Genomic DNA, 14,116 nt, shown 5'->3' with positions numbered 1-14,116 from the left:
CTATTTGTTGATTGTAAAATGTAATTTATGAGATCGATTTTAGCCATTATTGTATGTGTTAGTTTTTTTGCTTGCAAAACAAGTAAAAGCGGTGGAAGTAATAATTCCAGTGCTAGCTTGTTCAAGCATAAATGGATGATTGTGGCCCTTAACGGGGAAGATGTTGATACTACCAAGATCTTCAAGAAGAATGGGATTATGTTTAACAAAGAAACGAGCCGCATCTCGGGTGCTGTTAGTTGCAATGCATTAATCGGTTCTTTTGTATTAGGCGAGAACAATGCCTTTCACTTCAAACAGCCGTTAGCAAGTACGAAAATGATGTGCCCTGACATGAGCATTGAAAATGGGTTTATGAAAGTGGTTGACAAAGTATCGAACTACAAGATCTCGGGTAAATACTTGGTATTGACGGATGGTGACAATGAGTTGGCCAAGTTTGTTCAATTGTAATTTATTGCTTTAAAAGATATAAGCGCTGCTGGGATTCCAGCGGCGCTTTTTTGTATCCTACATATGGATGTTGCATTGACTATGAACTCGTATTACCGCTTTCATGTTAAAAAACGACTGCTTGTTCTACCTGCTCACCAGCATCGATCAATACTTATCTCGACATCTCCCCTTGGTGATGCTGCCACAACTTACTGTATACTGCTTTTCGTGCTAATAGCTGCTGGTGGGTGCCTTCTTCGGCCATATTGCCTTCTTGTAGTACTACAATCTTATCGGCATTCATAACAGTACTTAAGCGATGGGCAATTACAATAACTGTTTTGCCGCGATGCCTGAATTGTTGCATGGCGAGTTGTACGAACTGGTCGGATACAGGATCGAGTGAAGAAGTGGCTTCATCGAGGATCAGGATAGCAGGATCGCGGTAGAGGGCACGGGCAATGGCTAAGCGTTGGCGTTGGCCACCGGAGAGATTGATACCATGTTCCCCTAACTGTGTATGAAACCCATTAGGCAGTTTCTCTATGAATTCTAAAATACCTAGTTGTTGTGAAACGGACAGAACTTTTTGCATATCGGGTTCATAATCCCCTACTGCAATATTTTCCAAGATACTGCCTGCGAATAAATCGATGTGTTGCGGCACTACGCTCACTTGCTTACGCAAGCTCTCGGTTTCTATATATTTGATATCAATGTTTCCAATGCTGATATGACCGTCTTTAATGGGGTAAATACATTGTAGTAGGGACATTAAAGTTGATTTACCCGACCCGCTCTCCCCTACGATAGCCGTGATATTTCCAGCTTTGATATGCAGGTTAAATTGTTTGAAAATATCGCCCCTTGTATTGTACCGGAAACTAACATCGTGGAACTCGATATCGCCAGCCATCTCGTTTGTGAGTTTGATTTTTTTACCCGACTCTTCCTGTTCCAAATCCATAATTTCGAACAAGCGGTCTGCAGCAATAAGTGCATCTTGCATGCTTCTATTTGCACCAATTAAACTCATGGCCGGGCCGGTAAAGTAACCTACCAGGGCATAGAACGAAAGTAATTCGCCGGGACTTAATTGTCGATCTATCACGAAATAAGAGCCTACCCACATCACGGCCACCACGAAGGCACTGGTAGCAAAGCCAGCTAAGCTGCCAACGTATAAATTGCTGATGGAAGAAGTATAAATCGTTTTAAGCAGTTTCACAAAGCGGGATTCTGTTTTCGTATTGGCGAACTCTTCTAACCCAAATCGTTTGATAGTAGCTACTGCGTTCAGAGATTCTACCAGTTGGCTTCCTAATTCAGCATTATCCTCCATCAACTTGCGTTGATACTTCTTATTGATAACATTGCTGATTTGATAGAAAAGCACGTATACAGGAATGATACACAACACAACCAAGGCCAGTTTCCAATAATAGGTGAACATCACAATAAAGGAGAAAATGACAATGAAAACATTCACCACCAAACCAACTGCTGTATCGTTAATAAATGCCCGGATTTTAACGGCGTCATTTACGCGGGAGGTAATTTCTCCAACACGCATGGCATCAAAAAAGCTTTGTGGAAGTTTTAAGAGGTGTTTATAATAACCGAGTATTAGCTGCGCATCAATCTGTTGACCGGTTTTCATAGCAAATATGCTTTTCACATTGCCAATAAACAGCTGGAAAAGCAAAATAACCATCATGATAATCCCCAGTAAGTTTAGCAAGTTTTTGTTGCCATCGGCGAGTACGTTATCTACAATTTTCTGTACATAAATTGAAGTAGATAGTCCTAATACCGTGTATACAATTGAGCCAAATAACGCTTGTAGGAGTATGCTTTTATGGGGAGATAATAAAAACCAAAATCGTTGTAAATGCGAGATCTTTTCGTTGCCTTTTTGAAAGCTATCACCGGGCATAAGTAAGATCAGTACACCTGTCCAGATCTTCTTGAATTCATCATGACTATAAGTATGTTTCTCGCCATCGGCAGGGTCCATGACGTATACCTTCTTTTGATCGATGCCATAGATAACAACATAGTGTTGTAATACGCCATCGACAATTACATGCGCTATAGCGGGCTTGGGTATTTTGAAAAGTGCATCAAATGGACCTTTAACGCCTTTAGCTTCAAATCCTAGTTTGGTAGCTGCTTCGATTAAACCGAGTACATTTGTTCCCTTGGTATCGGTGCTGGCGTATTGGCGAATTTTCGCAATAGGTAGTTGTAATTGGTATTGTGCGGCAACGGAAGCTAGGCAAGCAGCACCACAATCTGTAATATCGTGCTGCTTAATGCGGGCTGCTCGTTTGATGGATGGTTGTTTTGCAAACATGGGTGTTTCGGGATTTGGATATGATTGAAAATTTATGCGGCGTTGGGGTTTAACCATTTATCTGTTCGATCGTATAACAACTGGAATAAACTACGCTTGGTAAGAATAAACCGGGCTTGTAAAGTCATCCCCTTTTTAAGGTTTCCTTTCACCCCGTTACGCAATTGTAACATCGTATTCGCGAAGTTGCATTTTACGCGAAATACGGGCTCTTTATCTGCTGTAATAAAGTCGTTATCGATACTCATCACTTTTCCTTCCACCACGCCCCATTCATTATAATTAAAAGCGTCTACTTGGAACTTTACCGGCATGCCAACTTTGAGGTAACCAATATCTTTCGGAGAAACATAGCATTCGGCCACGATATTTGCATCGGGTGAAATATACCCCAGTAATTCACCGGCTTGTAAGGCACCGCCTGTATATTTCCCGTTGAATTGTTGTAATGTACCGCTAACAGGGGCTACAATGGTATTCCTTTCTTTCTCTTTTGATTGTTGCTTTTTATCCTCCGATAGGCGGTTAGTTTCTTGTTGGTAGCGGTTCAGTTCTTCTGCCCACACGCTACGTTGTTGTTGCACCAAAGATTCGTAGCTGGCTTGTGCTTTTTCAAATTCGTACCGGCGATCGGTATATTCCTTGTAAGCAATTACTTTATCGCGGTAAAGGGAATAGCTTACATCATAATCTGCTTTCAACTTAGCCAAGGTGGCTTTTTGTTCTGATAAGGAGGCAATGAACCGTTGGTATTGCTGTTGATACATAGCGGATTTCAAGCCACTACTTCTACCCGCGCTTAATAATTGCAGGTCGTGCACAAATACCTCTTTTTGTGATAAATCGAAACTTGTTTGCGACAGCTTACTGTTGGAAATATCTTCTTGTAAGCGCAAAATGGGTTGTCCTTTCACTACTTGCTGGCCGTCGGTTACATATACTTCTTCGATGGTTCCGGGTAGTAAAGACCGGAGTTCATTTTTCTCGGCGATTGGTCGTACTAAGCCCGAGGCTTTTACGGATACGTCTACCTTAATAAACGGCATTGCTACAATGGCGGCAACAATGGCTAGTAAAACGCTCGTGTAAATGATTTGGCTTTTCACACGAACTTTGGGCACCCAAGCGAACTTGGAATGCTGAATTACTTCAATAGGAAATAATTGCGGCATAAAGCTACATTAGTTAAATAAATGATTCTTTGGCTAGTAATATACCGGCGGGCTTAACTTGAATTGAAGTAATTATTGGGTGTTTCGGATCTTTAATAGCGTGCCCAGGAATGCCAAGTATTATTAGCAATTTACAATTTAAATGGATAATAATGATGCTCCCGGCTACCTTTCCCCGTGTTTTTCTTCAACAAAAGGTAGATTGGCAAGTTTTTCAATAAATTCCTTCACTTGTTCAAGGTGAAAACAGGCATCAGACCGTTCAATGGCAGTCCATCCACAGAAATCATCATTCCCTAATAACGCTAATAAACATTGCTCGAATAGGGCTTCTCTTTCTTGCTGGTTATACTGATCAAAAAAGCGATGGTACGCAGGTAAATTATCGATTACCGTGGGTGTAACAACTTGTTTCATGGAATATGGTTTAACAAACAATTCAAATTCAAAGCAATGATAAATGGAAAAATCATATTCACATCAAATTCTAGGCACTATTTTAAATCGTAGTTTTCAAAAGGCCTTCAAATTGGCCATGATGAAGGTTTTATAGTGAATGACTTTTTCGTGTTTTTAGAATTTAGTGTGAACCATTGATGGTATTTCCATGTTGTAACTAATGATTTTGAGCGCTATGTTTATTTGCTTTACCGCCTATTAATTGCATTGCATGAAGTTTTTTACACGCTTAATAACGTTCCTATTTGCTTGCATGCCCCTTTGTGTTGTTGCCCAGAAGAAATCGCAATTGCAAGCTATGCGTATTTTCTTCGACGACGATTTCTTTAACTACCGTGGAGAAGGTACTGACCGGGAATATACCGCCGGTACAAAGATCGACTTCTATTACACTAACGAAGGCAAACGTAATTTTTTTGATAAGTTACTTATCCGCATGGCAAGTGATGCTGATAACCTATATGGTTATGGTATTACCCAACAAATGTATGCCCCTAATAACATCGACACACCGGGGATTGTAATAGGTGATCGACCCTATGCAGGCGTGTTAACTATTAACCATAGCCTTGTTTCATCTGACATGAAAAGAGGTCAAAAAATTACTACCCAACTAGATATAGGTGTAATCGGGCCTTGGGCTTTTGCAGAGCAAACGCAAAACTTTGCCCATAATTTAATTGGATACAGGGAAGCGCAAGGATGGGACAACCAGATTGCGAACGATATCATTATTAATTACTACATACTCTATGAAAAACTATTGATTAACCCCTCTCCTAACTTGCAGATTATTGGCTTATTGGAATCCAATATTGGTACACGGTATAATAATTTGGCTGTAGGACTAACATTTCGTGCAGGTATTTATAATTCATACTTCTGTAATTATGAAAAGCCTTCTGTAGGTCAACGTGCGAGTCGAACCTGTAGCGATTTTCGGAAGTTCCAGGTATATGTTTTCATGCGCCCGGTTGTACGTGCAGTGATGGATGATGCAACGTTGCAAGGTGGGTTTTTCACACATGAAAACAGTCCTTATTATCTCACGAAAGACCAAATTACCCGCGTACATATGCAATATGATTGGGGACTGGTAATAGCACGCGGGCGTTTAGGCCTTTCTTTCAGTGAGAAACTGCGTACGAAAGAGTTTGATACGGGTGTAAATCACCAAATTGGGAATTTAACCCTATACGTGGGGCTTTAACTAAATAGCGAGCGCCACATAATAGCATATATTTAATCCCAATAAAGCGCGCACCATGCTAGGTTTCTGGCATAACTGGAGTGTATCGTTGGGGTTTAAGCAGTATTTATCAATTTCTTCATCACTGAACAAGGTTGTAATGGGTATGAATTGGGGTTCGAATCCTTCGGCCATTAACCTTTCTTGATAATCAGCGCCATAAAACCTTATATGGCCTGGGTCGCCGTAAATAAGCACTCTTTCTGCAGGATCTGTAATAGAATAATCTTCGTGTGTTACATCTAACCCTGCTTTAATAGGCACTTGCATGAGGGCGATGCCATTAGGTTTAAGCACGCGCAATATTTCACGCATCGCTTTGCGATCTTCTTCAATGTATTCAAGTACGTGCGAACATAGGATTACATCGTAGGTATGCGCTGCAATGTGTTGCATGTCGGTTAAATCGATGTAAATAGTGCCTTTTGGGTACGTATTTTCGAACGATTGGGCAAACTTATCGCCGGTTGTATAATCCAGTCCTTTTATACGTGAAAGTCTTTTGTGAAAGATTGCTTCTGGTGCAATGTGCAGCACTTTCTTACCTGGTGCTATAAAGTGTGGATGTTTATCTAAGTACATCCACAAGATACGGTCGCGTTCGTTAGATCTACATGTAGGGCATTGCACTAACCGCCGGTTAGCACCGGCCGGTAAGAATTGGGAAAAATTACCTTTACAACAAGGGCAAGCGACTTTGTTGCCATGATAATACCAGCCACGAAGCTGTAAAAAAATGGGTAACGCGGTTTTCTTTAGAAACCTTTTTAAACGGGGATGCATAAGGAAAGTAAGTTGTTGGTAATAGGGTGAAAACAACAATATAAATGCCTTTACTGCGTAATTCTTGCACCATGTAATTTTTACAAATTACAAATAAAAGAAAACGGCCCCTACTGTGTAGTAGAGGCCGTTTTTTGTAAGATATCTTATAAGCCTTGTTCGTAGCCTGTATCGATGAGTAAGTTTCCTCCATCGGCAGCGGCTGTGGCTAATTCATCGCAGCGGTTGTTCATGGGGTTGTCGGCATGGCCTTTTACCCACCTGAACTTTACGGAATGTTTCTTGAAGAGCGGAACAAATCTCATCCAGAGGTCTTTGTTTTTCTTGTCTTTGAAGTTCGTTTTTATCCATCCCCATAACCAACCTTTTTCAATGGTATTTACCACGTACTGGCTATCTGTGAAAATGGTAATACTGAGTCCTTCTTTTGTGAGGGCTTCTAAGGCTACAATTACCGCCAATAATTCCATACGGTTATTGGTGGTGCGGCGGTATCCTTGCGATAATTCTTTTCGAATGGTTCCCCAAATTAAAACGACACCGTAGCCGCCCGGTCCTGGGTTGCCACGGGAAGAGCCATCTGTATAAATGATTAATTCTTTGTTGCTCGTCAATGTATCCTCGATTAAAAGCGCAAATGTAGGGTTTAATTGTATAAAATTGCTATAACTAGCGCGACTATACGAATATTACACCTGTATTACACCTGTTTTAAAAGTTTCTGTTATTGGTGCATGATTGGCTGCGTTGATCGCTTCTGAAATAATTGTACGCGTATCTAAGGGGTCGATAATATCATCTACCCAAAGGCGTGCTGCTGCGTAATATGGTGTTGTTTGTTGATCGTATTTATCCTTGATTTTCTTCAGTAGCCCTGCTTCTGCTTCTGGTGTAATGGTTTCGCCTTTTGCTTTGAGAGAAGCCACTTGTATTTGCAGTAAAGTTTTCGCGGCTTGTTCACCTCCCATTACAGCTATTTTTGCATTTGGGTAGGCAAAAATTAAGCGGGGATCGTAAGCTTTGCCACACATGGCATAGTTACCGGCGCCGTAGGAGTTACCGACAATAATGGTAATTTTCGGCACTACGGAATTGGATACTGCGTTCACCAATTTAGCGCCATCTTTAATAATGCCGGCATGCTCGCTTCTACTGCCCACCATGAAACCTGTTACATCTTGGAGGAATACTAAGGGGATTTTCTTTTGGTTGCAATTCATAATGAAGCGCGCTGCTTTATCGGCACTATCGTTATAAATTACACCTCCCATTTGCATTTCACCTTTTTTGCTTTTGACCATTTTCCTTTGGTTCGCTACAATACCAACTGCCCATCCTTCGATGCGTGCATAACCACAGAGAATGCTTTTGCCATAGTCTTCTTTGTATTGCTCGTAGGAATTGGCATCTACGATACGTTCGATTAGTTCGACCATATCGTATGGTTTTGTAGAGTCGGCGGGAATAATGCCATAAATTTCGTTGGCCGGCTTAGCGGGGTCTTTTGCTTCAATACGATCGAAACCCGCTTTGTCTTGAGCACCTAGTTTGCCCATGAGGCTTTTGATATGATCTAAGCAAGCTTCGTCGGATTCGAATTTATAATCCGCAATCCCAGAAATTTCCGTGTGTGTAACAGCACCACCTAATGTTTCCGCGTCTACGTCTTCACCAATGGCAGCTTTTACCAAGTAAGGACCGGCCAAGAAAATCGAGCCATTTCCTTCTACCATTAATACTTCGTCGCTCATAATGGGCAAATAAGCACCACCTGCTACACAGCTACCCATTACAGCAGCAATTTGTGTAAGGCCCATGGCGCTCATACGGGCATTGTTGTAGAAAATACGGCCGAAATGTTCCTTACCAGGGAAAATTTCGTCTTGCATAGGCAAGTATACACCTGCACTATCCACCAAGTAAATAATAGGCAAGCGGTTTTCGATCGCAATTTCTTGCAAACGAAGGTTTTTAGTGCCTGTCATAGGAAACCAAGCACCCGCTTTCACAGTCATATCATTGGCTACGATCACACATTGGCGACCACTTACATACCCAATGCCGGCTACTGTACCGGCGGCGGGGCAACCACCGTGTTCTGGGTACATATCGTAGGCAGCAAAGGCGCCTATTTCTATAAAACGACTGTTGTCGTCGATGAGATACTGAATACGTTCTCTCGGGGTTAATTTGCCACGTTGTTTAACTTTTTCAAGGTTTTTCTTACCTCCACCTTGTGCAATGACGGCCAAGCGTTGCTTAACGTTGCTCATTGCCATGCGCATGGTATCCTCATTTTTGTTAAATTCCAGTTGCTGTTGATCCATAACGTTAAAATTTATTGTCTAAAAATAACGGAATTGATCCGTTTACGCGTCAAGCGCAATTGTTAAAAAGCAAATAAGGCGTAGAAATGGCATGATTTCTTCTTATACATTATAAAAAAGGACACCATGAATAACTTATTATTGATGGCTGAATCACTGCAACATTTATATAATGGCCAGCCTTGGTTAGACGTAACTGTTATGGAACATTTATCGGGGATGGATGAACACCAAGCATTGCGCAGGCTGGGCGATTCACATAATACTTGGGAGTTGGTGAATCACCTTATTTTTTGGCACCAGAATGTAATTCGGAAGTTATCGGGAGAACCTACTATGCAGGACGGTGATTTGCCCGACTTCTATGTTCCAGAAAATACCCACGAAGAGAATTGGCAAGCCACGCTTCACCGGTTGCATCATTCGTTTGAAATGATGGTGAACACGATACAAGGCTATCCTCCGCACAAATTGTACGATGTGATAACAGGTACACAACACACTGCTTATTACTACATACAGGGCGTTGTTTCTCATACAGCTTACCATTTAGGGCAGATTGTATTACTGCATAAATACGCAACGCAATAGTTACACAGTTTGCGCCGGTGTACCGTTCAGCATTTTAGATAAGGTACTTAAGAGGTGAGGTTTAAGAACGGGTTTCGTGATGTAATAATTAACGCCCAGTTCGATGGCGAGTGCTTCATCTTCTTTAAAGCCATTGGCCGATAAAGCTACAATAGGAGTATGTTTGAATTGGGGCATTTGCCGTAGTATAAGGATGGCTTCGCGGCCGTCCATAATAGGCATATTCATATCCATGATAATGAGGTCGGGCTCAAATTGAACAGCCATTTCCACACCTTCAGTACCGTTTTCGGCGGTAGCCAATAGCAAGCCTGTTTCTTCTAAGAAACGTGAAACGATCATCCTGTTAATAGCATCATCCTCTACTAACAAAACTTTCTTTCCTCTCGGTAATACTATTGTAGGTTCCTCTTTCAAAATAATTTCCTCTTCATGGATAATCAAAGGTAATGAAATTGTGAATGTTGCGCCCTTCCCATTATTACCGTCTACATAAATATTTCCACCCAGCATATCGGCAAATGTTTTCGTCAGGAAGAGCCCCAAGCCGCTACCATTGTAATGATCGGCGTTCTTGTCTATTTGATTAAACGGCATAAATAGTGCCGAAATCTTTGCCGGTTCTATCCCCGACCCTTCGTCAGTAATCCTAATATACCACTGTGTTTCGCGGCAATACACCTCTACTAATACAGTTTGAAAGTTAGGTGTTACTTTGATGGCGTTAGAAACGAGGTTATTGAACATTTGGGTGAGCTTTACCTTATCGCTAACGATCGACCTTGGCAATGATGGCGAGGCTTTTAGAAAGAGATTGATGTGTTTTGAGCGGGCAAAATTGCGGTACACGTTCATATTTTCCTCTAACCATTCCATTAAGTTGAAAGGAGCGGCATTTACCACGGTAATTTTCCCAGCTTCTATATGGGAGAGTGATAATACATTATTCAATATTTCCCGTAACGATACGCCGCTATAATAGATACCTTCCACCAGTGAAACATCTTCATTTACAACAGCTTTTTTCTGCATCGATTCTAGGAGTAACGTGGTTTGACCAACAATTTGGTTGAGCGAGTTCCTTGTTTCATGGCTTATTTGGTTCAAGAACTTCGTTTTCGATGCATTGGCCAGGTTGAGGGCTGCTGTACGTACCTTCACCGTTTCAGCAAGTTCTTCATTAAAGGTATATAGCTGTTGATTTTTATCATCGAGTTCTTTGGTGTACGCTGCAATTTTCTTTGATAAACGGAGGCTCTTTAACTGGTAAATAACCATCGCTACGAGGTTCAAAAAGAAGATCACAGAAATGATGAGCCACCGAAACAAACTTTGGATATTTTCTGTTAGCGGGATGCTAGGGAAAATATTGTACGCGTAATTGAATTCGAGGAAAATGGTGTTAGATATATGTAACACGGTACACAAAATCATCCATTTCAGCTCATTTGTTTGAAAGGTGAGCAGGATAATGTTGATAGCAAAAACGGCGAATAGTTCCACGAAAGCTAACCGTCCTAATACGATGCCGTAATAGGAAATAATTCCACTAAATACAACTTGCAAAAGGATGCGGGCAGCCAAATGGAAGCGGTGTTTGTTGAGTGCAAAAACAAAAAGAAATGCGGGGCAAAAGAGTAGCGCCGGGATGAGGATCTCGATGGCATTTGATACACAATAAAACCAATAGCCATAAATGGTTACAATAATGGCACAAAGAATAGCAATTAAGTTAACAGTCTCGATCCTTTTAGAGGTTTCTTCCTCTTCGCTACCATTCACAATCGATTGATAAATGGATTTTAATGAAAGCATTGTACAGGTTTTACCATTTGTGATGGAATAGAAAATACCTTACCGCACTGTTGTGCAGTTCCAATTGCTTAGGTCACGTAATGTTGGGATCCACCGGTTTTTCGATAAGCCTATAATGATATATACGAATAAATCACTAGTATGGTTTTAAAAACACATATTTGGCATATTGAAAGTGTTCTTAGGTTTAATGCAAATTGTATTATGTTCAGTGCCAGATTTTTACGTATAACGCGTTAGTATTAATGGTCATAATATAAAAAGTAGCCATATTTATAACACGGTCAATGCTGTAAATGTTGGGCTACCTATAAATAAAAACGCCCCGCTTTGCAGCGAGGCGTTTTTATTATCTATAAGCTATTAGAATAATTCTCCTTGGATATTAGCATCGTCGTTTTCACTTTCTTCTGTTTCATCTTCTGAAATGAGTTCTAAGGAAATTAGGTCATCTCCTACGAACCTGGTACCGACTGTTTTATACCCCATTACTTCAATTTGCTCAGCTAAGTTATATTCCTCCTCTACCGGGTCTTTCTTTTTACCGTAGCTAACACGCACGATTGGATCGGCTTGTGTTGTAATAAGTTCTAAGTAGTTTTTAGGACCGTCTTTGATGAAGGAGAACTTGTTATTCAACGTTTGTGTTTCGATTTTGAAACGTTTGAGGTTGAATTGTTTTTTGTCTGCATCGAAATAAATCGCGGAGATGATTTTCTCTGGATTGAATTTCTCGATGTACATCGCTTCTTCTGGTTCATAGCGGTTGGTTAACTCGTAATTGGTTAACTCGTACGTGCCGTTTTTATAGAACACAATGATTTTATCATCCGTTTCGAAGCTACCTATAAATACACCGCGGTTTTCGGTATTTAATCGACCGATAGCATCGTCGTACCAGATTTTTAGGCCTGATAAGGTAGATACACCTTTCTCTTTGAACTTCACGTTGCGGATAGGATACTTCGTAACTTGGTTTCCTAAAGAGTTCCTGTTCTTAATGGCGATTGTTTCGAAGAATACATCGAATTCTTTATTCCTAGCAGCACAATTCGGGCTCAATTTGATTGATACGACTTCTGCTTCCCCGTTCGGGTTAGCGGTGAAATAGTGAACTTTAGAGTTCTTTTCTCCTTTGATTAAATCGTATTCTTTATCGCGGGTAATACCGGTAACGTTGAAGCGTTTCGCGTAGCTTACACCGGTTTTACCATCCACGTAAATCATGTTGTACGTTGTGCGATCGTCGTTCTTCTTGAACACGTCGACATGGATGATATCTTTTCCTACGAATGTTTTATCGGCTACTTTGGTTACCAACATCTTACCATCTCTTCTGAACACGATGATGTTATCGAGGTCGGAGCAATCTGCTACGAATTCATCTTTCTTCAGGGTAGTACCAATGAAACCATCTGCGCGGTTTACGTAGATTTTCGTGTTGGCGATGGCTACTTGTTGTACTTGGATGGTATCGAATGTTTTGAGTTCTGTTTTACGTTCGCGTCCTTTACCGTATTTCTTTTGCAAGTTTTCGTAGTAAGCGATCGTAAACTCAACGAGGTGTGCCAAGTTGTTTTTAACTTCTGCGATATCGGCTTCAATACCTTTGATTTGAGCGTTCAATTCGTTGATATCGAGGCGGTAGATACGGCGTACGGGCTTCTCTGTTAATTTGAGAATATCCTCGCGGCTGATAGCCCGTTTGAGGCTTTTTTTATAGGGAGCGAAACCTTTATCGATGGCAGCAATTACGGCATCCCAATCTTTATGTTTCTGTTCTAATTCCTTGTAGATACCTTTTTCGAAGAAGATTTTCTCTAAGGAAGTATAGTGCCATTTGTCTTCCAGTTCCGCGAGTTTGATCTCGAGTTCTTTCTTCAACAGTTCCTTGGTGAGGTCGGTTGATTCGCGTAACAAGTCGGAAACTGTGAGGAATCGTGGTTTATCTTCAACGATTACACAAGCATTCGGCGAAATTGAGATTTCGCAATCGGTGAATGCGTATAATGCGTCGATGGTAATATCAGGAGAAATACCTGGTGCCAATTGCACTTCAATTTCTACTTCTGCCGCGGTATTATCTACGACTTTCTTGATCTTGATTTTGCTGTTATCATTGGCTTTTACGATGGAATCCATTACTTGCGTAGTAGTTACACCGTACGGCACGTCTTTGATTACGAGGGTTTTCTTATCGCGTTCTTCGATATGTGCACGTACGCGCACTTTACCGCCGCGTTTACCATCGTTGTAGTTGGCCACATCTACCATCCCACCGGTCATAAAATCCGGGAAGATTTCGAATTTCTTACCGCGCAAGTGTTTAATACTGGCATCGATTAACTCGTTGAAGTTGTGGGGAAGGATTTTCGTAGATAAACCTACGGCGATACCTTCTGCACCTTGTGCGAGTAAGAGGGGGAACTTCATGGGCAAGTTCAATGGCTCGTTTTTACGACCATCGTAGCTTAACTGCCATGAGGTAGTTTTAGGGTTGAAGGCTACTTCGTTAGCGAATTTCGACAAGCGGGCTTCGATATAACGGGGAGCCGCTGCATCGTCGCCTGTTCTTACATCGCCCCAGTTACCTTGGGTTTCGATCAATAAATCTTTTTGCCCGAGGTTCACCATAGCATCGCCAATGGAGGCATCACCATGCGGGTGATATTGCATGGTTTGACCAATTACATTGGCCACTTTGTTGAATCTACCATCGTCCATTTCCTTCATGGCGTGCAGGATACGACGCTGTACGGGTTTTAAACCATCTTCTATTGAAGGAACGGCCCTTTCAAGAATTACATAAGAAGCGTAATCGAGAAACCAATTTTCGTACATCCCGCCTACGTGCATTACTTCGTGTAATGCGCCATCTCCAGGAAGTTGTTCGTTGTTGCTCATAGCAATTTATTTTTTCGATCCTGGT

The 14,116-nt window shown here is 41.3% G+C and carries 11 protein-coding genes; 3 read left to right on the top strand and 8 right to left on the bottom strand.

Features of this window, described 5'->3' with window-relative positions; all coding sequences use genetic code 11:
• Positions 1-27: 27 nt before the first annotated feature.
• Entirely contained in the window at positions 28-453 is a 426-nt protein-coding gene (locus LX64_RS09575; RefSeq protein WP_111597413.1) for an META domain-containing protein, read from the top strand.
• A gap of 154 nt (positions 454-607) precedes the next feature.
• Here the strand turns inward: LX64_RS09575 and LX64_RS09570 are convergent, their stop codons facing one another.
• The 3 genes from LX64_RS09570 to LX64_RS09560 form a co-directional block, all read right to left on the bottom strand.
• A complete protein-coding gene (locus tag LX64_RS09570) occupies positions 608-2,791 on the bottom strand; it encodes a peptidase domain-containing ABC transporter (protein ID WP_111597412.1) in 2,184 nt (727 codons plus the stop codon).
• Positions 2,792-2,823: 32 nt separating this feature from the next.
• Positions 2,824-3,963, bottom strand: coding sequence for an HlyD family secretion protein (locus LX64_RS09565; protein WP_111597411.1), 1,140 nt, complete (start codon positions 3,961-3,963; stop codon positions 2,824-2,826).
• Positions 3,964-4,128: 165 nt separating this feature from the next.
• Complete coding sequence (locus LX64_RS09560) at positions 4,129-4,380, bottom strand: hypothetical protein (protein WP_111597410.1); 252 nt, start codon at positions 4,378-4,380, stop codon at positions 4,129-4,131.
• 253 nt (positions 4,381-4,633) lie between these two features.
• On the opposite strand from LX64_RS09560, the gene LX64_RS09555 reads away from it, so the two are divergent.
• Positions 4,634-5,632, top strand: a complete 999-nt coding sequence (locus LX64_RS09555) for a lipid A deacylase LpxR family protein (RefSeq protein ID WP_111597409.1) — start codon at positions 4,634-4,636, stop codon at positions 5,630-5,632.
• On the opposite strand, the gene LX64_RS09550 is transcribed toward LX64_RS09555, so the two are convergent.
• From LX64_RS09550 to LX64_RS09540, 3 genes are all read right to left on the bottom strand, one after another.
• Positions 5,633-6,454: a methyltransferase domain-containing protein gene (locus tag LX64_RS09550; RefSeq protein ID WP_111597408.1), complete on the bottom strand. Its 822-nt coding sequence runs from the start codon at positions 6,452-6,454 to the stop codon at positions 5,633-5,635.
• A gap of 146 nt (positions 6,455-6,600) precedes the next feature.
• The gene (gene rnhA / locus LX64_RS09545) at positions 6,601-7,068 is read right to left on the bottom strand and encodes a ribonuclease HI (RefSeq protein ID WP_111597407.1); all 468 of its coding nucleotides are present in this window, start codon (positions 7,066-7,068) and stop codon (positions 6,601-6,603) included.
• 75 nt (positions 7,069-7,143) lie between these two features.
• Positions 7,144-8,781, bottom strand: a complete 1,638-nt coding sequence (locus LX64_RS09540) for an acyl-CoA carboxylase subunit beta (RefSeq protein ID WP_111597406.1) — start codon at positions 8,779-8,781, stop codon at positions 7,144-7,146.
• Between the two features lie 126 nt (positions 8,782-8,907).
• Here LX64_RS09540 and LX64_RS09535 point away from each other — a divergent pair, with 126 nt between their 5' ends.
• Positions 8,908-9,372 (top strand): DinB family protein, encoded by a 465-nt coding sequence (locus LX64_RS09535; RefSeq protein ID WP_111597405.1) that lies wholly within the window; start codon positions 8,908-8,910, stop codon positions 9,370-9,372.
• Here the strand turns inward: LX64_RS09535 and LX64_RS09530 are convergent, their stop codons facing one another.
• Positions 9,373-11,187 (bottom strand): response regulator, encoded by a 1,815-nt coding sequence (locus LX64_RS09530; RefSeq protein WP_111597404.1) that lies wholly within the window; start codon positions 11,185-11,187, stop codon positions 9,373-9,375. It lies immediately after the preceding gene.
• Positions 11,188-11,550: 363 nt separating this feature from the next.
• Complete coding sequence (locus tag LX64_RS09525) at positions 11,551-14,091, bottom strand: DNA gyrase/topoisomerase IV subunit A (RefSeq protein WP_111597403.1); 2,541 nt, start codon at positions 14,089-14,091, stop codon at positions 11,551-11,553.
• Positions 14,092-14,116: the final 25 nt, after the last annotated feature.

Origin of the sequence: Chitinophaga skermanii, assembly GCF_003259335.1 — a bacterium.
In the GTDB taxonomy this organism is placed as follows: Bacteria; Bacteroidota; Bacteroidia; order Chitinophagales; family Chitinophagaceae; genus Chitinophaga; species Chitinophaga skermanii.
Note: the sequence above shows the minus strand (reverse complement) of the source record. Positions and strands in the feature narration are given on the sequence as shown.